Genomic DNA, 24,718 nt, shown 5'->3' with positions numbered 1-24,718 from the left:
TCGATCGGTGTGGTCGAAAGCCGTTCGGGTGGTCGAACCAACGCAGCTCCGCTCACGCGCCGTTCGGCGGACGTCCGATCCCACGCAGGCACGGAACCGAAAACGCCGGGAACGGATCGATGAGACGGGACCGGTGGATGCCTGCGGAGCGTCGCGCAGGGGATGCCTGCGGAGCGGTCACGCGGGCGTCGATCCCTTCGATGCCGTGGAGTTCGGTCTAGTATTCGCGGGCGGGAAGCGGGTCCGACCGGAACACTTCCGAGAGTCCCCAGTCGCGGTCGGGGGCGTACTCCGGAGCCTCGGAAGTGAACTCGCTGTAGATCTGGACCTGTCCGTCCGGCTCGCCGCCGTTCGTGTACTGCAGCGGCTCGGGATAGAGAGTCTCGAATTCGATATCGCGAACCGCCTCGGTGATGGCCGCCGAGCTGGCCTCGCCGGCTTCCTCGATCGCGGCCGCGATCAGATTCGCCGTGACGTAGCCGTAACTGTGGTGGGTGTCGAAGTCCTGGTCCGGGAACTCCTCCGCGAAGCTCTCGGCCACGCTGATGTACTCGTCGGTCGTGTAATCGGACATGTGATAGTGGAGATACGCCTCCTGCGCGAGGTCGCCGAGCGCACCCTGGATCACCGCGGGTGGGAACCCGGACCCGGAGATTGCGTCCGGGTTCAGACCGATGTCGAACGCCTGCTGGGTGATCGTGAAGTTGCCCGGCGGGTGGCCGGTGGCGTTGAGGAACTCGATGCCCTCGTCGAAGCTCCGGAGGTACGGCCGGAAGTCGGACGTGCCGACCGGCGCGACCTCGATCTGGACGTCGACGTCGAACTGCTCCTGCATCGCGGCCTCGATCGATCGGCCCCACGCGTAGTCGCCGACGATGGCGCCGATGTTCTCGTAGCCGCGCTCCTCGATGAGCTGCGACTGCGCGATCATCGTGTTCGAGGCGGGCAGGAGGCCGACACGGAAGGTGTGCTGACGCTGATCGTTGATCGCCGCGTCGGCGCCGGCCATATGGAGGAAGTTGGGAACCTCGAGCTCCTGTGCTGTGTCCGAGGTTCGGATCCCGACGTCGCTCGAGACCGCGCCGGTGATCGCGACCGCATCGTCCTGCTCGACGAACTCGCGGAAGTAGCTATCAGCCTGTGAGGGGTCGCTGGCCGTGTCGTTCGAGACGACCTCCAGCTCGCGGTCCAGGACGCCGCCGTTGGCGTTGATCTCCTGAATGCCGTACTCCAAGCCGGCCTGGTGAGCCTGTCCCCACGGACCGAAGTTCCCCGAGAGGGGCTGGATCGCGCCGATCACGATCGGGTCGTCGGAGCCCCCGCCGTTGCCGTTTCCGCCGCCGTTACCGTTGCCGCCACCGTTACCGTTGCCCCCGCCGTTGCCGTTTCCGCCGCCATTACCGCCGAGGCAGCCTGCGAGGACGCCAACGGTCGTTGCACCGCCGCTTGCCTTCAGGAAGGTACGTCTGTCCATAGATACCTACCGTCAGTACACGTCCATGATGATTTTAAATTATCGGTATATATTCGACTTAACATGTTTTGCCTGAATCGCCAGTACAAGGACGTTCGGAAGGTCGACGCGGACGATGCGCTTCGAACTCGCTGGATCGATCTTGCCCGGCAGACGAGAGCGCGGAAGCACGCACTCGGATCCGGACGCGACACTCACGGTCTTCCCGGCAGTCGAAAGGGAAAGTAACCGTTATACGCCGGGTGGCCTATGCTCGAACTATGCAACGACGCGCTGTAGCCGTGTACGCCGTGCTCTTCGTACTCGTGGGCGCGGCAGCGGGAACACTTACGGCGACCGCGGACGCCCCGGAGGTCTCGTTCGACAACCCGGCGTTCGAGGGCGGGGCGGGTGACTCCTTCGAACACGACGGAACGACCTACACCGTCACCGAGGTGACCGAGGAAACGTCCGAGAGCCACGGGGCGACCACGACAACGCTGACGGGGACGATCGAGTGGAATCGGACCGTCGAGGAATCGGCGACGTGGGCGAACGGTTCGACCGTGACGTACGACGGGAACGACTGGCGAGTCGTGATCGACGGCGAGGACCCCACCGCGGTCACGCTGCAGGACCAGCTCGACCGGACGGCGATCCTCGAGAACGATTCGAACGCGGACAACGAGACCGTTCAAAGCGACGGCGAGGAGTACGTCGTGGTTCGTAACGGGAACGGATCCGCAACGCTCGTTCCTGCAGGGGAGTACTTCCCCGAGCCCGAGGAGCGGCGGATCACGGAAGGCGAGACGATCGAATACGACGGCCACGGCGCAACCGTCGAAAACGTCACCGCGAGCGGGGCGACGCTTCGGTGGGAGACCATCGAGACGGCCTCGACCGGACTATCCCAACGGGGAACGGTGACGCTCGACGGGACGGACTTCGTCGTGATCTTCCAGGACAGCTCGACCGTGTCACTCTCGAGCAATATGGATTCCTACGAGGCACAGTTGGCCGAGATCGATCAGTTCGAACAGCGAATGTCGGGTCTGACCCGAGTCCGGTGGACCTCGCTCGGCTTCGTGGTGTTCCTGCTCGCGTTCGCGTTTATGCCGTCGCGGTACTGAACGTCGGCGCACGCGGACCTCGACCCGTCGTTTCTCGACCCTCACGGCCACGTCGCGGGCCGTCACTCACCGATGGCGGTCACCGCAACAGCCTGAGTACCCCGGCGATCAGGACCACGACAACGAGGGTCAGAACGGAGAACCCAGCCGCTATCCGTGGGAACGCGAGCCACAACGCGATGAAAAACGAAAACGCGAGTCCAAACAGCAGCGCGATGAGGGCGCCGCGAAACGGGTTCTGCACCGCCGCGACGAACACCCGCTGGGGGAGCGACAGCTCCTCGATCCGGAGTTCCGGCGGCTCGCCGTCGGTCGGGGGACCGCGTTCGCCGTCGCGTTTCGCGTCCGCGGACGGAGATCGGTCGCTCCCGCCGTGATCGGCGTCGTCGGTCTCGGAAGTCACGTGTGTCGGTACGGCGGACGAACGCCTGTAACTACCGATCGCTGGCGGACGGACTCGCCCCTCCGTGTTCGGTGTGTCGTTCGCGAACGCGAACCGTGTGGGCATCCTCGGTGGCGTCGTCGACCACGATCGCCCGTCCGACGCCAGCGGGAAGCGCCCTCCCGAGGTCGTCAGCGAGGTACGTGGGCTGTGCGACGCGCAGCGCGTCGACGTCCCGCTCGTCCGTCAGCCGGTGGGCGATCACGAGATCGGACTGTGAAACCGCCACCGGCGGGAGAGCGCTCGGGCGCTGTGTGGCACAGACGACGCTCACGCCGGGTGCACGGCCGCGCGTGAAGAGCGTTCGAAACGCGTCGGCTGCGAGTCCCTCCAGGAACGCGTGTGCTTCGTCGACCAACAGCCAGGGCAGAACGTCCGACCCGGGTCCGAGACAGTGATCGTAGATGCCACGAGCGATCGCATAGCCGATCGCGGCCATCGCCGCCGGCGGAAGTGACCGACAATCGACGACCGTCGGGCCGCCGCCGAGGACGGAGCCGAACGACGGAGCGTCGGCGTCGAAGACGTTCCAGGCGGCCAGCAGATCGAGATGGTTTCCGACCGTACGCTTCGTCGCCGCCGGAGCGTCCGCATCGGCAAGCGCCCCGCGGATCGCTGAAAGCGAGGTTCGTGAGGGTCCGTCCGCAACCGTTTCGACGGTCCGCCAGAGCAGGCTTCCCGGCGGGCGATCGCGGTCGAGACGAGCGATCTCGGGCCAGCGATCCGGCGGAAGCGATTCGGGGTGGATCGTCGCTTCGAGCACGCGGCCGCCCGGAAGCGTCGCAATCCCCTCGAAGACGCCCATGGGGTCGAGGACGATCGGCGAAACGCCGGCCGTCGCCGCGATCTCCTCGGCGAGAACGCCCAGCGTGTAGGATTTCCCGGTCCCACGCTTCCCGACCAAGACCCCCGCGTGTGGGCCGTCGAGGTCGATCCCGACCGGCACACCCGCGCTCCCGTCCCGAGCGAGAAACGATCCGATGCGTGCGACCGGCCCGCCGGATCCCGGCTCGCGGCCGAGAACGTGCGGCGTCGGATCGGGCGCTGCGTCGGACGAACCAGTGGTGACGGTCCCGGTCGTCGTTCGATCGGTCGCCGCCGGTCCGGGATCGTACGAATGCGTTCCGGAGACGCCGCGAGTCGTCGCCCCCTCGTCTGCTCGGGTTGGCGAAGCTCGCCACCCGGACGAAGCGGTTCCTCTCCGCTGCTCGAAGGGGCCGATCGGACGGTCCATTGGTCCCGAACGAACGTGCGTGCTCGACGATCGATCGCGTTCAGCCATCGGCGGCGGTGGGGCGGCATCCGGGAAAAACCGCCGGACGAGGGTTTATATCCGAACCCGAACCCAGACGACCCATGATCGAAACGGCAGGAGCGGTACTTCGTGAGGGGATCGAGGACCTCCGGCGCGACGAACGGGCGATCGAGGGGCTCCCGATCCGGCTCGTCATCGCGCTCGTGGTCGGCGTCGCGAGCCTGAGCGTGATGATGAGCATGGTGAGCGGGATCGAGGGGCTCGCCGTGATCGAACTCGACGTACAGCCGGAACCAGAGGTGACCACGACCGGCGAGCAGGAGATCGCATTCACCGTCGTCGATCCGGACGGGTCACCGGTCGCCGACGCGACGGTCGTCGTACGGGGGGAGACCGCCCGGATCGGGTCGGTCGCGACCGCACGGACGGACGAAACGGGAACGGCGACCGTCACGGTCGCTCCGGAGCTCGGACCAAACCAGGCCGACGGCACGCTCACGGTCGACGTCAAGCCACCGGCGGGAAGCGAGTACACTGACGATCGGGAGAACACGAACGTGTTGGTCGTCGCCGACGGCTCGGCATGATCGGGGACGGGGGCGTCGACGCGTGGAGCGGTCAGCGGCGCTCGTCCCAGTCGACCCAGTCGTGCTCCCATCCCTGTCGGGAGGCAGCTCCGGCAGCGGCTCGTTCGGCGTCCTCGCGGCGGGTGCGGTTGCGCTCTATCCGGCCGCGCTCGCCGTCGGCAAGCATCGGCGGGAGTCTGACGGGGCCAGCCTGATCGAGGACGCGATAGCGTCGATCGCGAGTCCCGGACCGCTCCGGCCCGTCGGAGTGCTCGCCGGCGTCGGGGCTGACGGCGATCAGGGTCTGTGTCCCGGTGCCGCGGGGAAGCACGAGCCGGCCGTCCACGGCGAGCTGGTCGAGCAGAGCGCGGGGCGGCTCGGCGACGGCAGCCTCCAGAAGGATCCGGTCGAACGGGGCGTACTCGGGGAGGCCGGTGGTTCCGTTCCGCCGATCGACCAACACGGCGTCGTAGCCGGCCGCCGAGAGGTTCGACCGGGCCAGACGGACGAGGTCCCGGTCGACGTCGATCGCGTGAACGCGTCTGTCGCCGACGATCTCAGCGAGGACTGCCGCCGTGTACCCCACCCCGGCGCCGACGACGAGGGTCTCCTCGCCGGGATGTGGATCGAGCGCCGAGACCATCCGAACCACCGTCGAGGGCGCGAGCGTGCGCGTGCCGTGCTCCTCGCCGGCGCGGTCGTCATACGGGGACTCCGAGACGAACGTCTCGCGGGGGACGCGCTGGAGCGCCGAGAGAACCCGTTCCTCGAGCGGTCGGTCGAGACGGTGTTCCAGGCTCTCGATCATGTCCGCCCGCAACGTCGCCTCGTCCATGTTCGAACTCGGGCGCCGGGCGTAATGAACTGCACGCTCGGGACCGGATTTCGTCCCGGAGGATCGATCGGGTGGCGGAGCTCAGTCGATCGAGGGAACCGTCGTCGAGCGGAACGGCCGGTCACCCCTCGTCGTCGATCATCGGCACGAACCGGACGCCGCCGTGGCGCTCGCGATCGGTGCCGTGCCGCCGGACGACGAGCCGGACGAGCTCCTGGCGACCCCGCCGGCCGACCGGCGCGACGACCCGTCCGCCGACACGAGTCTGGTCGACGATCGCCTCCGGGATCCCGTCGGCGGCCGCACAGGTGAGGTACGCCGCGTCGTAGGGCGCGTGGTCGGACCAGCCGTCGCGGCCGTCGCCGACGCGAACGTGGACGGCGTCGTAACCCAACCGGTCGAGGCGGCGGCGGGCGGCAGCGGCGAGCTCGGCGACGTACTCGACGCTGTAGACCGCGCCCGACTTGCCGAGGAGCTCGGCGACGACCGCGGCGTGGTAGCCACAGCCGGTTCCGATCTCCAGGACGCGGTCACCCTCGGAGACGTCGATCAGGTCCGCCATCAGCGCGACCATATGTGGGGCGCTTATCGTCTGGTCCGCGCCGATCGGCAGGGGACGGTCGGCGTAGGCACGCTCGACGGTCGCGTCGGGAACGAACTCGTGGCGGGGAACCGACCCGATCGCCGCGAGGACGGCCTCGTCGACGTCCAACCGCTCCCGGAGACGTTCGACCAATCGGGCGCGAGCGGCGTCGGAGGACATACGATACCATAGATCACGGTGGCTCCTGAAAGCTGTGGTCAGAGCTCTGAGAGCGTCATGGGACGAATGAGGATCGAGGACCAAGCGGGCGAAACGGGAGCAGTGAGCCGACGGCCCTACCAGGCAGACCAGGCGGTCGAGGTCTCGTCGCGTGCGTACAGTCGCTTGACGTCCTTCGCGAAGGCGACGTCGCCCTCGTGGTCGAGCTTATCGAACCGGTAGTCGGGGGCGTTCTCCCGGATCTGGACCCCCTCAACGGTGAACTCCTCGTCGCCGAACGTCTCGGTGGTTCCGATCTCGAACTCGTAGTCGCCGGGGACGGCGACCGTGAGGGGACGCGTTTGATCGCGGTTGCCGTCGGCGGGGTGCAGGGTCACCTTCACCGAAACGTTGTCGACCGCCCGGGTCCACAGCGTCTCGATCGCCTCGACGTCGGCCTCCTCGACGCGCTCCTCGGGGCCGACCTCGATGTCCGTCACCCGGGCCTGAAGCAGCGCCTCCGGGGAGTCGACGACGAACTCGCCGCCGATCTCGGCGTACGTGTCGGCGGGGACCTCCATCGTCGTCGTGAACGACTCGCCGTCCTGGGAGACGACGACGTCGATGGCGGTCGTCTCCGGTTCCGTGATCTCGGCTTTGTGCGTGTGACCGCAGTCGGTACATCTGACGGTGGCCTGCCCGCCGGGGCTGAGCACCTCGTGGACCGTCGGCTCGCCGGGAGAACAGGAGGGGCAAACGAGACCGACGCGCTCGCGTGTGTCGCTCATCGGTGGCGCTAGCCCGTCGAGGCCTAAAAACCCGCGTGTGTCGGGCGGCGCGTGTGGACGGCTCGCGCACGGCGGCTCACGCCGACGGAAGATCGATCGCTTCGCCGTCGACGTAGACCGTGGGGTTCCGAAGGATCCCGTCGAGATGCAGCGGGGCCTCGGTGTCGCCGCCGATGCTGGCGTCGTCGCCGATCGCGATGTGAACGGTCCCGGCGGCCTTCTCGTCGAGGAGGACGGACCCGACGAGGTCGGTCACGCCGACGTTGGTGCCGATCCCGAGCTCGGCGAGGTTGTATGCGTCCCGTCCGACCGTCTCGGCGCCGGCCTCGACCTGCTCGCGGATCTCGGGGTCGGAGATCGCGGTGACGTAGCCGTCCTCGACCTCGAAGGTGAGCCGCTCGTCGTCCGCGAGCAGTCCGTGAGGCCGCATCGTCCCGTCGACGACGTAGGTGCCGTCGGCCGTCTCCGGGGAGACGAACACCTCGCCGGCGGGGAGGTTCGAGAAGTCGCCTGGCTCGTGAACCAGTCCGGTGTCGGTGTTCCACTCGCGGTCGCCCGGCTCGAACGTGACGTCGGTTCCGGCGGGGGTCGTGACGCGGACCGTGTCGGCGCCGGCGACCCGGTCGTGGACCGTCGCACAGTGGTCGGCGATCGCGGCGTAATCGGCGTCGAGACCGGTCACGAACACCGATTCGGTGATCCCTGGCAGGGTGGCGCCGCGCGCGCCGGCCTCGCACGCGTCGCCGCGTGCACGCGTGTGACTGATGCTTTTCGTCGTCGGTGCGAGGAACGCGTCGGTCGCCGCCATCGCCTCGGCGACGGCCGCGGGGGGCTCGCCGCCGTGTTGTTCGCCGGGCGGATACTGCAGGATCGTCGCGTCGTCGGTCACGTCGCGGGCGGCCGCATACAGCGCCTCGCCGATCGGCCGGCGCTCGTCGTCGGTGACGATCACGATCGATTCGTCGGCGGCGAGGTTCAGACACTGCCCGACGGCGGTGTCGGCGGCGGTCGCGAGGTCGGCGTCGGTCACGTCGGTCGACATACGTTCCGGTGACACGTCCATCCCGTTAGCGTTTGCCTCTCGCGACGCCGGGCCGGATAGCCGAAGGTAAACGGGGACGGGAGACGGGGTCACAACACCCGTCTTCGGCGGTCTCGTAACGATTATACGCGTCGCCGGTCGAATTTCGTCCATGATCCACGTGGGCGTCAACGGATACGGAACGATCGGAAAGCGCGTCGCGGACGCCGTCGCGTCCCAGCCGGACATGACGGTCAGCGGCGTCGCGAAGACCCGGCCGAACTACGAGGCCGAGGCGGCGATCCGCCGCGGGTACGACCTCTACGCGGCGATCGAGGAGCGTGCGGACGCGTTCGCCGACGCCGGGCTGGAGATCGCCGGCGACCTCGACGCGCTCGTCGAGGCCAGCGACATCGTCGTCGACTGTTGTCCGAGCGACATCGGCGCGAAGAACCGCCCCGTCTACGAGGACCACGACACGCCCGCGGTCTTCCAGGGCGGCGAGGGCGCCGACGTCGCCGACGTCTCCTTTAACGCCCGGTCGAACTTCGAGGACGCCCGCGACGCCGACTACGTCCGCGTGGTCTCGTGTAACACGACCGCCCTCTCGCGGGTCATCGCCCCGCTCGAGGAGGAGTACGGCATCGAGAAGGTGCGAGTGACGCTGGTACGCCGCAGCGGCGACCCCTCCGAGACGGGCCGCGGACCGGTCAACGACGTGCTTCCCGACCCGGTCTCGATCCCCTCCCACCACGGCCCCGACGTCAACACGATCTTCCCCGACGTCGACATCGACACGCTCGCGTTGAAGGCCCCGACGACGCTGATGCACACCCACAGCCTCAACGTCACGCTCGCGGCCGAGCCCGACGAGGACGCGATCCTGGACCTCCTGGCCGACGAATCCCGGATCTTCACGATCCCGGAGACCGCCGACATCGACGGCGCCGGCAAGCTGAAGGACTACGCCCTCGACGCGGGGCGTCCCCGCGGCGACCTGTGGGAGAACTGCGTCTGGGCCGAGTCCGTCGGAATGGAGGGTCCGGACCTATACCTGTTCCAGAACGTTCACCAGGAGTCGGACGTCATCCCCGAAAACGTCGACGCGATCCGGGCGATGGTGACCGACGTGGACGCCGCGGAGTCGGTCGAACGGACCAACGAGGCGCTCGGCGTGGGACTCGAGAGCCTGTTCGACGTCCGCGGCGACCGCGAGGCGGTCCCGGTCGACGACTGACCGGCGCCGGAAGGCAGATCAGCCCCGCCATCGAGGTCCCGATCGAATCGTCACCGCCTTTTCGTCACGCCGACCGCCTTTTCGTCACGCCGACCGCCTTTTTCTCACGTCGACCGAAGATGTTCGTGGTCGCGTTAAAGCACGTCCTACACGTAGTGACGGATGTACGACGAGAACAGCTCGCACACCACGAACGAACACCACCATCAACCCATGACTGATTCCCACGCCTCCCCAGATCCCAACATCTCCCCCGACCCCGACGCCTCCCTCGAATCCAGCTCGGAGGCCGCCTGCTCGTACTGGGCCCCCGACGACTGCGAGGGGACGCCACATTGTCCGCCGCGCTGTCCGCGGTTCGTGGACAAACACGGCACGCCCTGGACGATCCGCGAGGCAACCGACGCCGATCGGGACGGGCTCGTGGAGATGTACGGAACGTTCACCTCGGTCGAGCGGGCCCAGGGCCTCCCGCCAGTCAACGACCGGCAGATCGACACGTGGCTTGACCGGTTGTTCGACCGGGGGCTCAACGTCGTCGCTCACGGACCGGACGGGATCGCCGGCCACGCGGTGTACACCCCGACGTACGCCGCCGAACCCGAGCTCGCGGTCTTCGTCGGGCCGGCCTACCACGGCCGGGGACTCGGGACCGAGCTGTGCAAGCAGATCATCGCCCTCGGCGCGGCGAACGGTCGGGAGGCGATCGAGTTGACGGTCGAGCCGTCGAACTCGGTGGCCTGTGACATCTACCGCCGGCTCGGGTTCGAGGTGGTCGAGCGCAAGGCGCGGGAGATCGAGATGCGGCTGCCGCTGTCGACGGCGACGGCGATCGAGGTCCAGCACCCGCCGGCGCTCCGGGCGGAGTGAGCGGCAAGAAGACGGGGCAGCCGAAAAGGCCGAAAGGGCAGCCGAAAAGGCCGAAAGGGCAGCCGAAGAGGTGGAATGGAGGCGGAGGGGCAGTCTCGTTCTATGGGCGGTGCGTCCGAGTGCCTCGGGGGCAAGCCCCGACGGATCACGTCTCGCGTTGCAGTTCCTCGACCGCGGGCAGCGGCTCGCCGGTGAGTGCCCGGATGTAGGCGCCGCCGGCGATGGAGACGTGGGAGAAGTCGTCCTCGTCGAGGCCGTAGAGCTCGATCGCTCGGGAGGTGTCGCCGCCGCCGATCACCGAGAAACAGTCGGTGTCGGCGATCGTCTCGAGGACGCCGACGGTGCCGTCCGCAAACTGTTCGTCCTCGAAGACGCCGAGCGCGCCCTTCAGAAAGACCGCCGCCGAGTCCCGGATGACGGGCTCGTAGGCGTCGACGGTCGCCGCTCCGACGTCGAGGTAGGCGGTCGTCTTCTTCTCGACGTCGTCGACGGCGATCTCGGTCCGCTCGCCGTTCTCGTCCTCATAGGCGAGATCGACCGCGAGCTCGATCTCGTCGCCGCGCTCCTCCAGCAGGCTCTCGACGGTCCCGTGGGTCCGTTCCCACTGCTCGTCGAACAGGTCCATCCACTTCAGGTCGTGGCCGACCGGGTAGCCGGCGGCGCGCAGGAAGAGCTCGCCGGCGACCCCGCCGAGCAGGAACCGGTCGACCTTCCCCTCGAGGGCATCCATCACGTCGATGACGTCGATCGCCTTCGTGCCGCCGATTATCATCGTCACCTGCCCGTCGAACTCCCGGGTCGCGATCGCCGTGTTGGCCTCGTACTCCGCCTCCATCACCCGACCGGCGTAGGCGGGGAGCACGCGAGGGAACCCGACGAGCGAGGCGTGTGCCCGGTGGGCAGCGGAGTAGGCGTCGTTGACGTATGCGTCGAAGAGGGGTGCGAGCGACCGAACGAACTCGGTTTCGGCCTTGGTTTCGGGGGCAGCCTCGGGAAGTTCGTCGTCCGACATGCGGACGTTCTCGAGCAGGAGGATCTCGCCCGGGTCGAGTGCCTCGATCGCCTCGTGGGCGGCCGTCCCGTGGGTGTCCGCGACGAAGGCGACCTCGCGACCGACGTGGGACGCCAGCAGTTCGGCGTGGCCCTTCAGGGAGACGAAGTCGTCGTTTCCGGGACGTCCCTGGTGGGCCAGACAGACGACCGGGTGTCCCCGATCGGCCAGCTCCCGGACCGTGGCGGCGTGGCGTTTGAACCGCCGGTTGTCCCGCGGTCGTCCGTCCTCGATCGGCGAGTTGAGGTCCAGACGCGCCAGCACGCGGGCGTCGGCCGGCAGGTCGTCGAGCGTCTTGAACGGTGCCATACGTGCCCGAACGAAGAGGGCTCACTTAGCCGTGGGGAAACGCGCCGGAATCGGGAATCGTTCACACGGTCGTCGCCGATAGCGTCGCCGGTTCGGCGGCGGAAACCGCGTCTGACAGAAGGCTTATCCGGGTCACAGCCCTGCCCTCGAGCATGGACAGAGACGACCGTGACGATCCGTTCGGCGACCTCTTCGAGGAGATCGAGCGGATGATGAACCAGATGGCCAACGCGAACGGCGAGCACGCCGACGACGCGGGCTTCGGCACGGAGACGCACGTCGACACGTACGTCGAGGACGACGCCGTCCGACTGGTCGCGGATCTGCCCGGCGTCTCGAAGGACGACCTCTCGCTCCAGTGTGACGGCGAGACGCTGACGATCTCTGCCGCCTCCGACCGCCGGGAGTACGACGAACGGATCGACCTCCCGGTTCGGGTCGACGAGCGATCGGCGTCCGCGACGTTCAACAACGGCATCCTCGAAGTGACCTTCGACCGCGCCGACGACTCGGCGTCGATCGACGTCGCCTAGTCACCGGTCAGCGACGTCGTTCGTCACTTCCCATCCCGCGCCCGGCGGCCTTTTCACGAACCGGCACCTAACCCGCGACAGTGACCGTTACGACCCTCCACACCCCCAGCCACCGGGAGGCGCTGTGGGAGCTCGAGTCCGCCTTCGACCGCGGCGACCTCATCACGGTCTTCGGCGAGTGCAGCGTCGAGTACGAGGGTCGCGCGGCCTCGACGCTGGGTCTCGGGAACCGCCTGCTCGTGCTCAAGCCGGACGGATCGGCGCTCGTCCACACCGACGAGAAGCGCACGCCGGTCAACTGGCAGCCGCCCGGATCGACGCACCACGCCGCCGTTCGCGAGGGTCGGTTGCGGGTCCGGTCGGAGCGAACCTCGCCCGAGGAGACGCTCACGGTCCGGTTCACGGCGGTTCACCAGCTCTCGGCGATGAGCGTGACCGGCGGCCGCGACCTCGAGGTGACCGGCAGCGAGGCCGACCTCCGGCGGCGGATCCTCGAGGATCCCGACCTCGTCGAACCCGGATTCGAGCCGATCGCGGTCGAGCGTGACAGCGCCGCCGGTCCGATGGACGTGTTCGGCCTCGACGCGTCGGGAACGGCCGTCGTGCTCGAGTTGAAACGCCGGCGAGTCGGGCCCAGCGCCGTGAGCCAGCTCGCCAGATACGTGGACGCGGTCGCCGAGGAACCCGACCGCGATCCCGACGCGGCAGTGCGTGGAATCCTCGTCTCGCCGTCGATCACCGACCGCGCGGCAGAGCTGCTCGCGGACCGCGGGTTCGAACACGTCGCGCTCGATCCTCCGGAACCGAATGCGGCGGAAACGACAGAGACGGGACCGGACGCGGTGGATGCGGCAGACGCGGTGGATGCAGCAGACGCGGTGGATGCGGCGGAAACGGTGGATGCGTCTATGGCCGACGCGAACCCGTCCGAGATCGACGACACGGACGCAACCGTGGTCGACGATGCAGGACCCGACGAGGCCCGGCACGCCGACGATCAGGGGCCCGCCGGCTCGGCGGAACGCGGCTCGCAGCAGTGATGGGTCCCGCCAGCCACGGTCGTCGTCCCGGCAGTCGCCGAACCGGCCGTGGGCCGCCTGACGGGCCGATATCCGCCGGTTCTTTCGAAGGGTTTATTCGCGCAGCGGCGGGTATACTCGACAAGTAACCATGTCAGACAAACCGGCCTCCATGTACCGGACGATCAGCAAGCCCTCGTACACGCGGCGCGAGTACATCACGGGCATTCCGGGTTCGAAGATCGCACAGCACAACATGGGGGACCTCCAGGCCGACCCCGACGACTACGAGGTCGAGATCAGCCTCCGCGTCGAGGAGAAGCTCCAGATCCGCCACGGATCCCTCGAGAGCGCTCGCCTCTCCGCCAACCGCCACCTCCTCAAGGAGCTCGGCGAGGGCGAGTACAAGATGGTCCTCCGGAAGTTCCCCCACCAGGTCATCCGGGAGAACAAGCAGGCGACCGGCGCCGGCGCGGACCGCGTCTCCGACGGGATGCGGCAGGCGTTCGGTAAGCCGGTCGGGACCGCGGCACGCATCAAGGACGGCGAGGCCGTCTTCACCGCCTACTGCGACCCCGAGGACGCCCCCGCGGTCAAGGAGGCGTTCCGTCGCGCGTACAACAAGATGTCGCCCTCCTGCCGGATCACGGTCGAGCGCGGCGAGAAGCTGCTCGTCTCCTAGATCCGTCCCGCCCCTTCCGACACGTTCCGGCGTCGAGTCGACGTTTCGACGTCGACCCGAGACCCGTTTCTCCGAGGACGACGTCCGTGAGTCCTGCAGCCACTGCCACCGTCGCGAGGCTTATCCCCGTCGGGCCGCTCGTCCGGATCGATGCTTCGGCTCGCGATGAGTACCCGGTCGGAGACCTTCGAGCGCGTGCGGGACCCCCTCGCCGAACGCGGGATCGAGGTGGTTCACCTCCGCGCGAAGGAGCGCACGATCCGACTCACCGGCGGCCCCGACGCGCCCGCGGATCCGGTCGATCCCGCCCCGGAGACGGTCGACGTCGGGTTCGTCTACCCGACGCGGCTGATGGAGGGGGCGGCGCTCGACGCCCGCCTCGGGATGCCGTGGGTGAACGACCGCGAGGCCGTCCTCACCTCGCGCAACAAGGGCGGCGTCACGAGCGCGCTCGACGCGGCCGGGATCCCGGTTCCGCGGAGCGTGATGGTCTCGAACCCGGTCGACGAGGCGACCGTCCACGAGACGATCGCCGACGCGGGGCTGTCGTATCCGCTCGTGGTCAAGCCGAACGCCGCGACCCGCGGGGTCGGCGTCGCCAAGGCGGTCGACCCTGACGACCTCTCGGGGACGATCGACTATCTCGATCTGGTTCACGACTTCCGCGCGACCGGCGACAAGTCCTACCTGATCCAGGAGTTCCTGCCGAACGCACGCGATCACCGCCTGATGGTGGTCGACGGCGACTGCCTCGGCGCGGTCGAACGCCGGTTGCCGGGAGCCGAGGACGGCGGCGACGACGCGGACGGCGGCGACGACGCGGACGGCGGCGGACACGCCGGCAACGAGGAAGGTGACTGCGAGCACGCCGGCGGCCGCTGGAAACACAACGTCCATCGCGGCGCGAGGGCGGTGCCGGTCGATCCGCCCGATCGGCACCGCGAGCTGGCCGAACGCACCGCCGCGACGCTGGGGATCGACTACCTCGGCGTCGACCTGCTCGAGACGGCCGACCGGCTCGTGGTGACCGAGACCAACGCGCGGCCGACGATCGACGCCGCCGAGAAGTACGAGCCGACGTTCTACGACCGGCTCGCCGAGCTTGTGCGACGGCGAGCGCGGTCCGACGGGACGTGACCGTTCGAGGAGGATCCGGACAGCTGACCGGCGCCGCGGCTATGAAGGCGAGATAACGGAAAACGCAGCAGTGTGCCGATGCGTCGGTGAGATCGCCGAGCGACCTTACAGTCGGGTAAGGTTCGTCGCGCGCGGGCCCTTGGGGGCGTCCTCGATCTCGAATTCGACCTCCTGTCCCTCCTCGAGATCGGGGCCGCCGATGTCCTCCATGTGGAAGAAGACGTCGTCGTCCGCGTCCTCAGTCGAGATGAAGCCGTAACCGCCAGTGTCGTTGAAGAAGTCGACCGTTCCGGTAGACATTGCACCCGTACGGAGGACGGTATCCGACATAAGGATTGTGCATTCGGCGTCGACGCCGGAACGGGCGTGATGGGGCGTCTCGGCGGCGCAGCGCGTCGGACGTATCAGGGTGCCTGACGGCACAGCACGTCGGATCGCTAGTTGTTGACGTACTGGCGCTGGAATTCCTCGTCCGACTTGGTGAGATAGAGGATCCCCTCGATCAGGCCGATGATGGCCGGGATGAACGTCCAGGAGAAACAGAGGTACAACAGCCCCATCCCGGTCTCCCCGAGATAGAACTTGTGTGCCCCGATCCCTCCCAGGAGGATCGCGAGGATGCCCGCCGTCGAACGGTCCTTGCTGCTGGCGGCTGCCCCGGCTCCCGCGCCGCCTGCGGCGGCGCCGCCGGCAGCACCGCCCGCGGCGACCCCGCCGCCCTGTCGGACGCCACATTCCGGACAGATCTCGGCCTGTTTCTTGATGATCGCTCCGCAGCTCGAACAGAACTGCTCGTTGGGGCCCGGACCCTGTCCACCGTTCCGATCCGGCGCCGCTCCGCCGGCTCCCGCCTCGCCGGCAGCTCCACCGGCACCAGCTGGGGCACCAGCCGATTCGCCGGCACCCGTCCCGCCAGCGTCGGTCGGTTCGCCGACACGGTCGTCGGACTCCTCCCAACCGTCGTCATCGGCGGAGCCGCCGGTGCTCGTGGAGGGGCGATCGTCGTCGGCCGATTCCTCGGAACGTGACCGTCGGTCACGGTCGGTGTCGTCGTCGGTGGGACCTGCCATAGTTCCGAGGTGTTTCCGGGAGTATTTATAATTATGTGGCCGAGCGGCGATTCGAGCCGCGTCCGTAGCGGCAGCCGGTGGCGGAGCCGGCGGTGGCCGCGGTCGAGCGACGTCAGGATCCGACGGGCGAGCCGCGATGGAACCACAGCGCGACGGCGACGACCGCGGCGTATCCGACCCCGATCAGGAGGACGCGACGGTCGTCGCCGAGGAGGAGCCGATGGAGTCCGAGCCCGTAGGCGATGCCCAGCAGGAGCCCCGTCGCGGTTCGGACCCGATTCGATCCCGCGTCGGGCCGGCCCGCGGTGAGCGACCAATCGACGAGTGCGGCGAGCGGGAGGACGGCGATCGCGGCGAGTCCGAGGGACCCCGGGAGCCACCCGCCGATGCCCAGGACGCTCCCGACCACGATTCCGGGATAGACGCCGGAACAGCGTGCGCACAGATGGATCGTCCGGGACCCGACACGAAGTCGGTGACAGCGGTCGTACTCGGCGGGCTCGTGGTGTGACAGGAGATAGCGACGCGTCTCGGCGAGCCCGGCGCGCAGTTCACGTCCAAGGACGTCGCGATCCACGTCGGGATCGACGGCGGCGACCGGCAAAAGGCTACGGACGATCGGGTACGGTGGCAAAGGCTACGGACGATCGGGTACGGTGACAAAGGCTACGGACGATCGGGTACGGTGGCAAGGCCTCATCCCCGCGGATGGAAAGGTATACGACGGAGACGCCACCACGCGTCTATAAACAGATGACCGACGAGGGATACGACCACGCGGCGATCGAGCGCCGGTGGCAGGACGCGTGGGAGGCGGCGAACGCGTATCGGACGCCCGACGACGTCGCGGACCCGACGTACGTGCTCGGGATGTACCCGTACCCCTCGGGGAAGCTACATATGGGGCACGTCCGGAACTACACCATCACGGACGCGTACGCGCGCTACCGCCGGCTGCGCGGCGACGACGTCCTCCACCCGATGGGGTGGGACGCGTTCGGGCTGCCCGCCGAGAACGCCGCCAAGGAGCGGGACACGAACCCGCGCGACTGGACGTTCGACTGCATCGAGACGATGAAGGGCCAGATGAAGTCGATGGGGTTCGGCTACGACTGGGACCGGGAGATCACGACCTGTACGCCCGACTACTATCGATGGAACCAGTGGCTGTTCACCCGCTTCCACGAGGAGGGGTTGGTCGAACGGCGGGACGCCGAGGTGAACTGGTGTCCCTCCTGTGAGACCGTCCTCGCCGACGAGCAGGTCGAGGGCGAGGCGGAGTTGTGCTGGCGGTGTGACACGCCGGTCGAAACGCGCGAGCTCGAGCAATGGTTCCTCCGGATCACCGAGTACGCCGACGAGCTCCTCGAGTACATCGACGATCTGGAGGGATGGCCCAACTCGGTCCGACAGATGCAGCGCAACTGGATCGGCCGTCAGGACGGGACGGAGCTGTCCTTCGAGATCGAGGGGCACGGCGACGTCGAGGCGTTCACCACCCGTGTCGACACGATCCACGGCGCGACCTTCTTCGCGCTCGCGCCGGACCACCCGATCAGCGAGGAGCTCGCCGAGACGGACGCGGACGTCCGGCGGTTCATCGAGGAGGAGGCCGATCCGGACGGCGACGAGCCGAACGGCGTGGAGACGGGGCTGACCGCCGAAAATCCCGTGACGGGCGAGTCGATCCCGGTCTACGTCGCCGACTTCGTCCTCTCGGACGTCGGCACCGGTGCGCTGATGGCCGTCCCGGCCCACGACGAGCGCGACCACGCCTTCGCGGAGAAGAAGGGCATCGAGATCCGGCCGGTGATCGCCCCCGATTCGGACTCGGCGGACGCGGCGGACGCGGAGGGGACGGATCCGACGATCCCCGACGTCGAGGACGCGGCGTTCACCGAGGACGGCGTGCTCGTGAACTCCGGCGAGTACGACGGGCTCGACAGTGAAACGGCCCGTGAGCGCCTGACGAAGGACATCGAGGGGGCATCGGAGGCGACCCAGTACCAGCTGCGCGACTGGGGGATCTCCCGCCAGCGCTACTGGGGGACCCCGATCCCGGTCGTCCACTGTGACGACTGCGGTCCGGTGATGGTCCCCGAGGCGGACCTCCCCGTCGAGCTCCCCGAGTTCATCAACACCACCGGCAACCCGCTCGACGCCGCCGAGGAGTGGAAGGAGACGACCTGTCCGGAGTGTGGCGGCCCCGCCGAGCGGGAGACCGACACGATGGACACCTTCGTCGACTCCTCGTGGTACCCGCTGCGGTACGTCTCCCCCGACCTCGATGACGCGCCCTTCGACCTCGAGCGGGCGAACGACTGGATGCCGGTCGACCAGTACGTCGGCGGGATCGAACACGCGGTGATGCACCTGCTGTACTCCCGGTTCTTCACCAAGGTGCTGGCCGACCACGAGGGGCTCGAACACCGCGAGCCGTTCGAGAACCTGCTCGCGCAAGGGATGGTCCAGCTCGAGGGCGAGAAGATGTCGAAATCGAAGGGCAACGTCGTCTCCCCCCAACGGATCGTCGAGGAGTACGGCGCCGACACGGCCCGGCTGTTCATGATGCAGGCGGCCCAGCCCGAGCGGGACTTCGACTGGTCCGAGGAGGGCGTCCGCTCGACGAACCGCTTTTTGGGCCGGCTGCAGTCGCTGGTCGAGGACCACGCCGACGCGATCGTGGCGGCGGAAGCGGCGGAAGCGGACGCGACGGAAGCGGAAGCGGCAGAACTGGCGGAAGCGGACGCGGACGCCGCCATCGCGCCGGATCCCGAGGATGACCCGATCGCCGCGTACGTGACCGACGAGATCGACGCTGCGGTCGCGATCGCGACCGCGGAGTACGACGACCTCACGTTCAACGTCGCGCTGCGGGAGGCGCAGGAACTCGCCCGCACGCTCCGGAGCTACGCCGACTACGTCGAGGATCCGGATCCGGCAGTCCTCGGACGTGGCCTCTCCGCGGCGGTCCGGCTGCTGGCGCCCGTGACGCCGCACCTCGCCGAGGAGCTGTACGCGCGGCTGCAGGGCATAGATCCGAGCGGCGACGCCGACGCGGAGACGGTCGTCACGGAGGGGATCGTACTCGCCGCCGCGTGGCCCGAGGCGTCGGTCGACCGCGAGACCGTCCGGAAGCGCCGACGGCTCGTGGAGAACACCCGCGAGGACGTCCGACAGATCGTCGACGTCGCGGGCATCGAGGATCCGGAGTCGATCGACGTCGTGGTGGCCCCCGACTGGAAGTACGACGCCCTCGAGATCGCGATCGACAGCGACGCCGACAACCTGATCGGCGAGCTGATGGGCGAGGACCACATTCGCGAGCAGGGCGACGCGGCGGCCGCCTACGGTCAGGACCTGCAGGCCGAGCGCGAGGCGCTCTCGATGACGCTTCGCGGCGACGCTGAGTACGAGGCGCTGCGGGCCGCGGCCTGGCTGATCGAGCGGGAGTTCGACGCGCCGGTCCGGGTGGTCCGCGCCGAGGAAGCGACCGACGACGTCGCGCGAAACGCGGAACCCGGGCGACCGGCGATCGACATCGAGGAGTGAGAACGGCGGGTCGAACGGCGCTGAGAACACCGCGCGCCCGGAGTCGCGGGGATCGCGATCACCCGCCTTCGGCACGTTTTTCCACCCCGCCCGGCTACTGCGAACGATGAACGTTGTCACGCTGGGCCCCGCCGGCACCTACTCGCATCGCGCCGCACGGGCAGTCGCAGACGACGTGTCGTTCCGCGAGTCGGTCACGGCGATCGTCGAGTCCGTCTCGGATGGGTCCTTCGACCGTGGCGTCGTCCCCATCGAGAACAGCATCGAGGGGTCCGTCACGGAGAGCCTCGACGCGCTGGCTGACGAGGAGGTCGCGGTCGTCCAGGAGATCGTGACGCCGATCCGGCACGCGCTGTTGGCGCAGGCGGAGGACTTCGACGTGGTCGCGAGCCACTCGCAGGCGCTGGCACAGTGTCGCTCCTACCTCGAGCGGGAATACCCCGACGTCGACCGGGAGGCGGTCGCCTCGACGGCCCGGGGGGTCGAGCGCGCCCGCGATGACGCCCGCGTCGCCGGTATCGGCCACCCGGACAACGCCGAGCCGCTCGACGGCGAGGGGACGAGCCTCCGGATCCTCGCCGAGGACATCCAGGACCGCTCCTCGAACGCGACCCGGTTCCTCGTCGTCGCCCCCGAGTCGGCCCGCAGCGAGGCCGGCGGCAAGACGACCCTCATCGTCTATCCCGACGCGAACTATCCCGGGCTGCTGCTGGAGATGCTGGAGGCGTTCGCCGACCGGGACGTGAACCTCTCGCGGGTGGAGTCGCGCCCGAGCGGAAACCGACTCGGCGATTACCTCTTCCATTTCGACGTCGAGGCCGGCCTCTACGAGCCGCGCACGAAGGACGCCCTCGAGACGCTCGAGGGGATCGCGGCCGACGGCTGGGTGCGCGTGCTCGGGTCCTACGACACGACGCACGTGGTGTGACCGGACACGACGCACGTGGCGTGACCGGCACCGGCAAACCGGCTCCGCGGCGGACGGACCACCGCCGACGGCCGGCAACGTTCAAGGCGATCGGCAGCCTATATACAGGTATGACGCGACGAGACCCCTTCGAGGAGATGGAACGGCTGTTCGAACGGATGAGCCGCGAGTTCGAACGGATCGGCGGCGACCTCGAGGCCGGGTTCGGCGACCTCGAGTCGGGCCTCGGACGGGGGATCACCGTCGACGTCGCCGAGGACGAGTCGGCGGTCACCGTCACCGCGGATCTCCCCGGATACGACCGCGACGACATCGAGGTCACGGCCTCGGACCGAACGCTCACGATCACGGCTGAACGGGAGGAGTCGGCCGAGAGCGACGCCGAGGAGGACGCCATCGAGTATCACCGGCGTGAGCGGCGACGCCGGTCCGTCTCCCGACGGATCCGGCTCCCGATCGACGTCGACGAGACGGCCGCCGAGGCGACGTACACCAACGGCGTGTTGACCGTCGAGCTTCCGAAGACCGACGCCGACGCTGACGGCCACCGGATCGACGTCGAATAGACAGTCCGGTCGCGGGGTGCCGAGCGCTCGCCGAATCGTCCCACACCGACGGGGGACGAATATATTTCGTTTTTTGGCCCAGTTAGCGAAGAATATTCGCTAGTACGGGGGGTCGTCGATCGCCATATTGACCGACTTCGCGCGCTGGTGTTCCTCGATGGCCTGTGCGGCACACTCGCGGCCGAAGCCGGACTGTTTGAACCCGCCGAAGGGCGTGCCGGGGATGGTCCCGAAGTAGCGGTTCACCCAGACGCTGCCGGCCTCCACGTCGGCGGCCGCACGGTGGGCAACCGAGGGATTTCCGGTCGCGACGCCGGCGGTGAGTCCGTACTCGACGTCGTTCGCGATCTCGATCGCCTCCTCGTACTCGGAGAAGGTGAAGAGGAACTGAACCGGTCCGAACACCTCCTCCTGGGCGATCCGCATTTCCGGATCGACGTCGTCGAACACCGTCGGCCGGTAATAGGCGCCCTCGGCGTACTCCCCGTCCTCGAGGGGGCCGCCGCGGAGCAGCGTCGCCCCCTCCTCGCGGCCGAGGTCGACGTAGTCGTCGACGCTCTCGGCGTGGCCCGCGTACGCGAGCGGCCCCATCGTCGTGCCCTCCGCGAGGGGATCGCCGGGCTCCCAGCCGTCGAGTTCGTCGAGGTAGGCCTCGCGGAACGCCTCCTCGACGTCCTCGTGGACCAGGATCCGGGTCGCGGAGTCACACGACTGGCCGGCGTTGTACATCCCGCCGGTCGCGACCGTCGCCGCCGCCTCTTCGACGTCGGCGTCGGGGAAGACGATGAAGGGGTTCTTCCCGCCGAGCTCGAGGGTCACCGGCGTCACCGTGTCCGCCGCGGTCCGCATGATCTCCTGGCCGACCGGGACCGACCCGGTGAAGGAAATCTTCCCGACTCGCGGATGGTCGATGAGCGGATCGCCGACGGCGGATCCCGACCCGGGGACGACGTTCACTACGCCGTCCGGGAGGGTCTCGGCGGCAAGCTGTCCGGCGAGGATGACCGAGAGCGGTGCCGGGCTGGGCGGCTTCACGACCGCCGTGTTGCCGGCCGCGAGTGCGGCGCCGACCTTCCAGCCCATCAGGAGGATCGGATAGTTCCACGGCAGGATCTGTCCGGTGACGCCGTACGGCTCGTGGCGGACGTAGGCGTGGGAGTCGTCGCCGGTCCGGACGTGCTCGCCCGTCTCGGCGACCGCGACGCTGGCGTAGTACTCGAAGAAATCGAGCCCGTTCTCGACGTCCGCGCGGGCGAACTCGAGCGGCTTCCCCACCTCGAGGGCGCCGAGGAGGGCGAACTCGTCGAGGTGGTCACGCATCGCGGCGACCCACTCGCGGAGCAGGTCGCCGCGGTCGGTCGCGTCCATAGCACCCCAGTCCGCGGCCGCCGCGTCGGCGGCCTCGACCGCGGCGTTCACGTCGGCCTCGTCGCAGCTGGCGACCGTCGTGATCGGTTCGTTTACCGCGGGGTCGGTCGGCTCGAACGTCTCGCCGGACGCCGCAGACCGTGTTTCGCCGTCGATGACGGCGCCGAACTCGCGGTCGATGTCCTCGCGTGCCTGTGCGTGCGTCTCCCGTAGCGTGCCTGTGTAGTGCATCCGTATCGTGTCGTGTGTCGCGGCCGTCGAATCGGTTCCATATCGGTTCGTCGAGGGGAGGGTCGCGGTCTCACTCGGAGAGGACGACGCAGTTGTCGGCCGCCCAACCGAGGCGGACGGTCTCGCCGTACGTGCCGCGGATCTGGTTCGTTTCGCCGATGAAGTCGGCGACGAACTCCGTCGCCGGCTCCTCGTAGATCTCCGTCGCCGTGCCGAGCCGTTCGATTCGCCCGTCGTGCATCACGGCAATCCGGTCGCTCATCGTCAGCACCCCCTCCTGATCGTGGGTGACGTCGACTCCCGACGCCTTCCGAGTGGTATCACGTCCCATTGTCTCGTGGGGTATACCGGATAGTGTGTGAAATACCTTTTGTATACAACGAGTATATCAGATAGATCTACGACGATGACCCCATTTAAGGAAATATTATGTTCCCAGGGGTCATTGATCCGAACGGATACCGTGGCGTCAAACAAAACACCTAGGGGGGACGCGACTGCACCGGTCCATATGGACCTCGACGAGGTCGATCGAAAGATCCTCGCCATCCTGCAGGCTGACGGCCGCGCTGCGCTCTCGGAGATCGCCAGACGGCTCGATATGGGGACGGCGACGATCCACGAACGAACGAACGCGCTGGAGGAGGAGGGATACATCCGCGAGTACCGCGCAGTGCTGGATCCCGACCTGCTCGGCCGCAACGAGGTCGGGTTCGTGCGGGTGAACACGATCGCCGGCCGCTCCTCGGAGGTCGCCGAGCGGCTCGTCGAGGTCACGGCCATTCAGGAGATCCACGAGCTGACCGGGGACGCCGACCTCCTCTTGAAGGTCCGGGTCGCCGACCGGAAGGAGCTCACCGAACTCCTCCGGAAGATCGGCCAGTACGACGGCGTCGAGGACACGTCGACCGACGTCGCGTTACGCAGCGTGAAGGAGGAACACACCCTCCGGGTCAACGATCACGAATGAGCGACGTCTGGGATCTGGAACCGTCGGTGCGCTCGGAGTACGGCCGGCTCGAACGCGTGCTCGTCCACGAACCCGGCGCGGAGTTCAACACCGTCGTCGACCCTGACGCGTGGAACTGGGACGGCCTGCCACGCCAGGAGCGAGCCGCCAAGGAACACCGAGCGCTCGTCGAGGTCCTCGAGGATCACGGCGTCGAGATCCATCACCTGACGGAGGCGTTCGACCACCTCGCGGAGTCGCTGTTCGTCCGGGACGTCGGCTTCGCGATCGGGGGCGGGATCGTGGTCGGCAAGATGGTCGAGGAGACGCGCCACGGCGAGGAACGGCGGCTCAGCGAACGGGTGATCGAGCTCGGGGCGCCGATCTACCACAGCGTCCACGGCGACGGGGGATTCGAGGCCGGAAACATGGTGTGGATCGACGAGGAGACCGTCGCTATCGGTCGATCACGAACGACGAACGCGGCCGGGATCCGGCAGGTCCGGACGGTGCTCGAGACGTTCGGGATCGACGTCATCGAGGTTCCGATCTTCGGCAGCACCGAAAGCACCGGACAGACGCATTTGGCGCTGGTGTTCAGCATGGTCGCGCCGGATCTGGCGCTCGTCTACTCCGAGGCCGTCCCGCCGGAGTTCCTCGACACGCTCCACGACCGCGGGATCGACACGATCCCCGTCCCGATGCGCGAACAGCGGAACCGGGCAACGAGCACGATCGTCATCGAGCCGGGAACGATCGTGATCTCCTCGGGCAACCACGAGGTGCGGAGGGCCCTCGAGGCACGCGGATTCGAGGTCATCGAGCTGACGATGCAGGAGATCCGGAAGGCCGGGGGCGGCCCGAAGGGGCTCGTCCTGCCGCTCGAACGAACCCCGATCGGGGAGTGAGCCGCCCGATCGGGGTTCGTTCGAGCGGTTTTGACCGGGGGTTTCGAACTGTTAACGTTTTGTCGCATTTATTTCC

At 68.2% G+C, this 24,718-nt stretch carries 24 protein-coding genes and 2 pseudogenes; 13 read left to right on the top strand and 13 right to left on the bottom strand.

The window, feature by feature from the left end; all coding sequences use genetic code 11:
- Positions 1–217 precede the first annotated feature (217 nt).
- Complete coding sequence (locus tag CPZ00_RS08410) at positions 218–1,474, bottom strand: substrate-binding domain-containing protein (protein ID WP_096390482.1); 1,257 nt, start codon at positions 1,472–1,474, stop codon at positions 218–220.
- A gap of 260 nt (positions 1,475–1,734) precedes the next feature.
- On the opposite strand from CPZ00_RS08410, the gene CPZ00_RS08405 reads away from it, so the two are divergent.
- Positions 1,735–2,583 carry a hypothetical protein gene (locus CPZ00_RS08405; RefSeq protein ID WP_096390481.1) on the top strand — a complete coding sequence of 283 codons (849 nt, stop codon included), beginning with the start codon at positions 1,735–1,737 and terminating at the stop codon, positions 2,581–2,583.
- A 79-nt stretch (positions 2,584–2,662) separates the two neighbouring features.
- Here the strand turns inward: CPZ00_RS08405 and CPZ00_RS08400 are convergent, their stop codons facing one another.
- Both CPZ00_RS08400 and CPZ00_RS08395 read right to left on the bottom strand, forming a co-directional pair.
- Positions 2,663–2,986 carry a hypothetical protein gene (locus tag CPZ00_RS08400; protein WP_096390480.1) on the bottom strand — a complete coding sequence of 108 codons (324 nt, stop codon included), beginning with the start codon at positions 2,984–2,986 and terminating at the stop codon, positions 2,663–2,665.
- 31 nt (positions 2,987–3,017) lie between these two features.
- On the bottom strand, positions 3,018–4,307 hold the full coding sequence (locus CPZ00_RS08395; RefSeq protein ID WP_233255063.1) for an ATP-binding protein: 1,290 nt from the start codon (positions 4,305–4,307) through the stop codon (positions 3,018–3,020).
- Between the two features lie 74 nt (positions 4,308–4,381).
- Here CPZ00_RS08395 and CPZ00_RS08390 point away from each other — a divergent pair, with 74 nt between their 5' ends.
- Positions 4,382–4,867 carry a carboxypeptidase-like regulatory domain-containing protein gene (locus tag CPZ00_RS08390; protein WP_096390479.1) on the top strand — a complete coding sequence of 162 codons (486 nt, stop codon included), beginning with the start codon at positions 4,382–4,384 and terminating at the stop codon, positions 4,865–4,867.
- 31 nt (positions 4,868–4,898) lie between these two features.
- Here CPZ00_RS08390 and CPZ00_RS08385 read toward each other — a convergent pair whose 3' ends face one another.
- From CPZ00_RS08385 to CPZ00_RS08370, 4 genes are all read right to left on the bottom strand, one after another.
- The gene (locus CPZ00_RS08385) at positions 4,899–5,681 is read right to left on the bottom strand and encodes a protein-L-isoaspartate O-methyltransferase family protein (protein WP_096390478.1); all 783 of its coding nucleotides are present in this window, start codon (positions 5,679–5,681) and stop codon (positions 4,899–4,901) included.
- A gap of 121 nt (positions 5,682–5,802) precedes the next feature.
- Positions 5,803–6,444 carry a protein-L-isoaspartate(D-aspartate) O-methyltransferase gene (locus CPZ00_RS08380; RefSeq protein ID WP_096390477.1) on the bottom strand — a complete coding sequence of 214 codons (642 nt, stop codon included), beginning with the start codon at positions 6,442–6,444 and terminating at the stop codon, positions 5,803–5,805.
- Between the two features lie 116 nt (positions 6,445–6,560).
- Positions 6,561–7,211, bottom strand: coding sequence for an HVO_0476 family zinc finger protein (locus tag CPZ00_RS08375; protein WP_096390476.1), 651 nt, complete (start codon positions 7,209–7,211; stop codon positions 6,561–6,563).
- Between the two features lie 76 nt (positions 7,212–7,287).
- The gene (locus CPZ00_RS08370) at positions 7,288–8,253 is read right to left on the bottom strand and encodes an aminopeptidase (protein ID WP_096390475.1); all 966 of its coding nucleotides are present in this window, start codon (positions 8,251–8,253) and stop codon (positions 7,288–7,290) included.
- A gap of 151 nt (positions 8,254–8,404) precedes the next feature.
- On the opposite strand from CPZ00_RS08370, the gene CPZ00_RS08365 reads away from it, so the two are divergent.
- Positions 8,405–9,469, top strand: a complete 1,065-nt coding sequence (locus CPZ00_RS08365) for a type II glyceraldehyde-3-phosphate dehydrogenase (RefSeq protein WP_096390474.1) — start codon at positions 8,405–8,407, stop codon at positions 9,467–9,469.
- Positions 9,470–9,682: 213 nt separating this feature from the next.
- Positions 9,683–10,339: a GNAT family N-acetyltransferase gene (locus tag CPZ00_RS08360; protein WP_096391648.1), complete on the top strand. Its 657-nt coding sequence runs from the start codon at positions 9,683–9,685 to the stop codon at positions 10,337–10,339.
- A 145-nt stretch (positions 10,340–10,484) separates the two neighbouring features.
- On the opposite strand, the gene CPZ00_RS08355 is transcribed toward CPZ00_RS08360, so the two are convergent.
- Positions 10,485–11,699, bottom strand: a complete 1,215-nt coding sequence (locus CPZ00_RS08355; protein ID WP_096390473.1) for a phosphoglycerate kinase — start codon at positions 11,697–11,699, stop codon at positions 10,485–10,487.
- Positions 11,700–11,851: 152 nt separating this feature from the next.
- Here CPZ00_RS08355 and CPZ00_RS08350 point away from each other — a divergent pair, with 152 nt between their 5' ends.
- The 4 genes and pseudogenes from CPZ00_RS08350 (at position 11,852) to CPZ00_RS08335 (ending at position 15,070) form a co-directional block, all read left to right on the top strand.
- Complete coding sequence (locus CPZ00_RS08350) at positions 11,852–12,232, top strand: Hsp20/alpha crystallin family protein (protein WP_096390472.1); 381 nt, start codon at positions 11,852–11,854, stop codon at positions 12,230–12,232.
- An 80-nt stretch (positions 12,233–12,312) separates the two neighbouring features.
- A pseudogene (nucS, locus tag CPZ00_RS08345) lies at positions 12,313–13,092 on the top strand (endonuclease NucS); the annotation flags it as partial.
- A gap of 310 nt (positions 13,093–13,402) precedes the next feature.
- Positions 13,403–13,933 carry a 50S ribosomal protein L16 gene (locus tag CPZ00_RS08340; protein WP_096390470.1) on the top strand — a complete coding sequence of 177 codons (531 nt, stop codon included), beginning with the start codon at positions 13,403–13,405 and terminating at the stop codon, positions 13,931–13,933.
- 150 nt (positions 13,934–14,083) lie between these two features.
- Positions 14,084–15,070, top strand: a complete 987-nt coding sequence (locus CPZ00_RS08335; RefSeq protein ID WP_096390469.1) for an ATP-grasp domain-containing protein — start codon at positions 14,084–14,086, stop codon at positions 15,068–15,070.
- A 105-nt stretch (positions 15,071–15,175) separates the two neighbouring features.
- Here the strand turns inward: CPZ00_RS08335 and CPZ00_RS08330 are convergent, their stop codons facing one another.
- From CPZ00_RS08330 to CPZ00_RS08320, 3 genes are all read right to left on the bottom strand, one after another.
- Positions 15,176–15,370: a cold-shock protein gene (locus CPZ00_RS08330; RefSeq protein ID WP_021075115.1), complete on the bottom strand. Its 195-nt coding sequence runs from the start codon at positions 15,368–15,370 to the stop codon at positions 15,176–15,178.
- 137 nt (positions 15,371–15,507) lie between these two features.
- The gene (locus CPZ00_RS16150; protein ID WP_096390468.1) at positions 15,508–16,140 is read right to left on the bottom strand and encodes an NINE protein; all 633 of its coding nucleotides are present in this window, start codon (positions 16,138–16,140) and stop codon (positions 15,508–15,510) included.
- Between the two features lie 112 nt (positions 16,141–16,252).
- On the bottom strand, positions 16,253–16,717 hold the full coding sequence (locus CPZ00_RS08320; protein WP_096391647.1) for a DUF2085 domain-containing protein: 465 nt from the start codon (positions 16,715–16,717) through the stop codon (positions 16,253–16,255).
- A 176-nt stretch (positions 16,718–16,893) separates the two neighbouring features.
- Between CPZ00_RS08320 and leuS the strand changes: the two genes are divergently transcribed.
- The 3 genes from leuS to hsp14 all read left to right on the top strand — a co-directional run bounded on the left by leuS (position 16,894) and on the right by hsp14 (position 21,186).
- Complete coding sequence (leuS, locus tag CPZ00_RS08315) at positions 16,894–19,692, top strand: leucine--tRNA ligase (protein ID WP_096390467.1); 2,799 nt, start codon at positions 16,894–16,896, stop codon at positions 19,690–19,692.
- Between the two features lie 106 nt (positions 19,693–19,798).
- Entirely contained in the window at positions 19,799–20,620 is an 822-nt protein-coding gene (gene pheA / locus CPZ00_RS08310) for a prephenate dehydratase (RefSeq protein WP_096390466.1), read from the top strand.
- A gap of 110 nt (positions 20,621–20,730) precedes the next feature.
- Entirely contained in the window at positions 20,731–21,186 is a 456-nt protein-coding gene (gene hsp14 / locus CPZ00_RS08305; RefSeq protein WP_096390465.1) for an archaeal heat shock protein Hsp14, read from the top strand.
- A gap of 99 nt (positions 21,187–21,285) precedes the next feature.
- On the opposite strand, the gene CPZ00_RS08300 is transcribed toward hsp14, so the two are convergent.
- Both CPZ00_RS08300 and CPZ00_RS16145 read right to left on the bottom strand, forming a co-directional pair.
- Positions 21,286–22,785 carry an aldehyde dehydrogenase family protein gene (locus CPZ00_RS08300; RefSeq protein WP_096390464.1) on the bottom strand — a complete coding sequence of 500 codons (1,500 nt, stop codon included), beginning with the start codon at positions 22,783–22,785 and terminating at the stop codon, positions 21,286–21,288.
- A 133-nt stretch (positions 22,786–22,918) separates the two neighbouring features.
- Positions 22,919–23,077: pseudogene (locus tag CPZ00_RS16145) on the bottom strand (ABC transporter ATP-binding protein); the annotation flags it as partial.
- A gap of 219 nt (positions 23,078–23,296) precedes the next feature.
- Between CPZ00_RS16145 and CPZ00_RS08290 the strand changes: the two are divergent.
- Positions 23,297–23,755: an Lrp/AsnC family transcriptional regulator gene (locus tag CPZ00_RS08290; protein ID WP_096390463.1), complete on the top strand. Its 459-nt coding sequence runs from the start codon at positions 23,297–23,299 to the stop codon at positions 23,753–23,755.
- The gene (locus tag CPZ00_RS08285) at positions 23,752–24,642 is read left to right on the top strand and encodes a dimethylarginine dimethylaminohydrolase family protein (protein WP_096390462.1); all 891 of its coding nucleotides are present in this window, start codon (positions 23,752–23,754) and stop codon (positions 24,640–24,642) included. Before CPZ00_RS08290 ends, CPZ00_RS08285 begins: the two co-directional genes overlap by 4 nt.
- Positions 24,643–24,718 lie beyond the last annotated feature (76 nt).

The organism is Halopenitus persicus (assembly GCF_002355635.1).
In the GTDB taxonomy this organism is placed as follows: domain Archaea; phylum Halobacteriota; class Halobacteria; order Halobacteriales; family Haloferacaceae; genus Halopenitus; species Halopenitus persicus_A.
The sequence above is the reverse complement of the archived record's forward strand: the minus strand, read 5'-3'. Positions and strand labels throughout refer to the sequence as shown.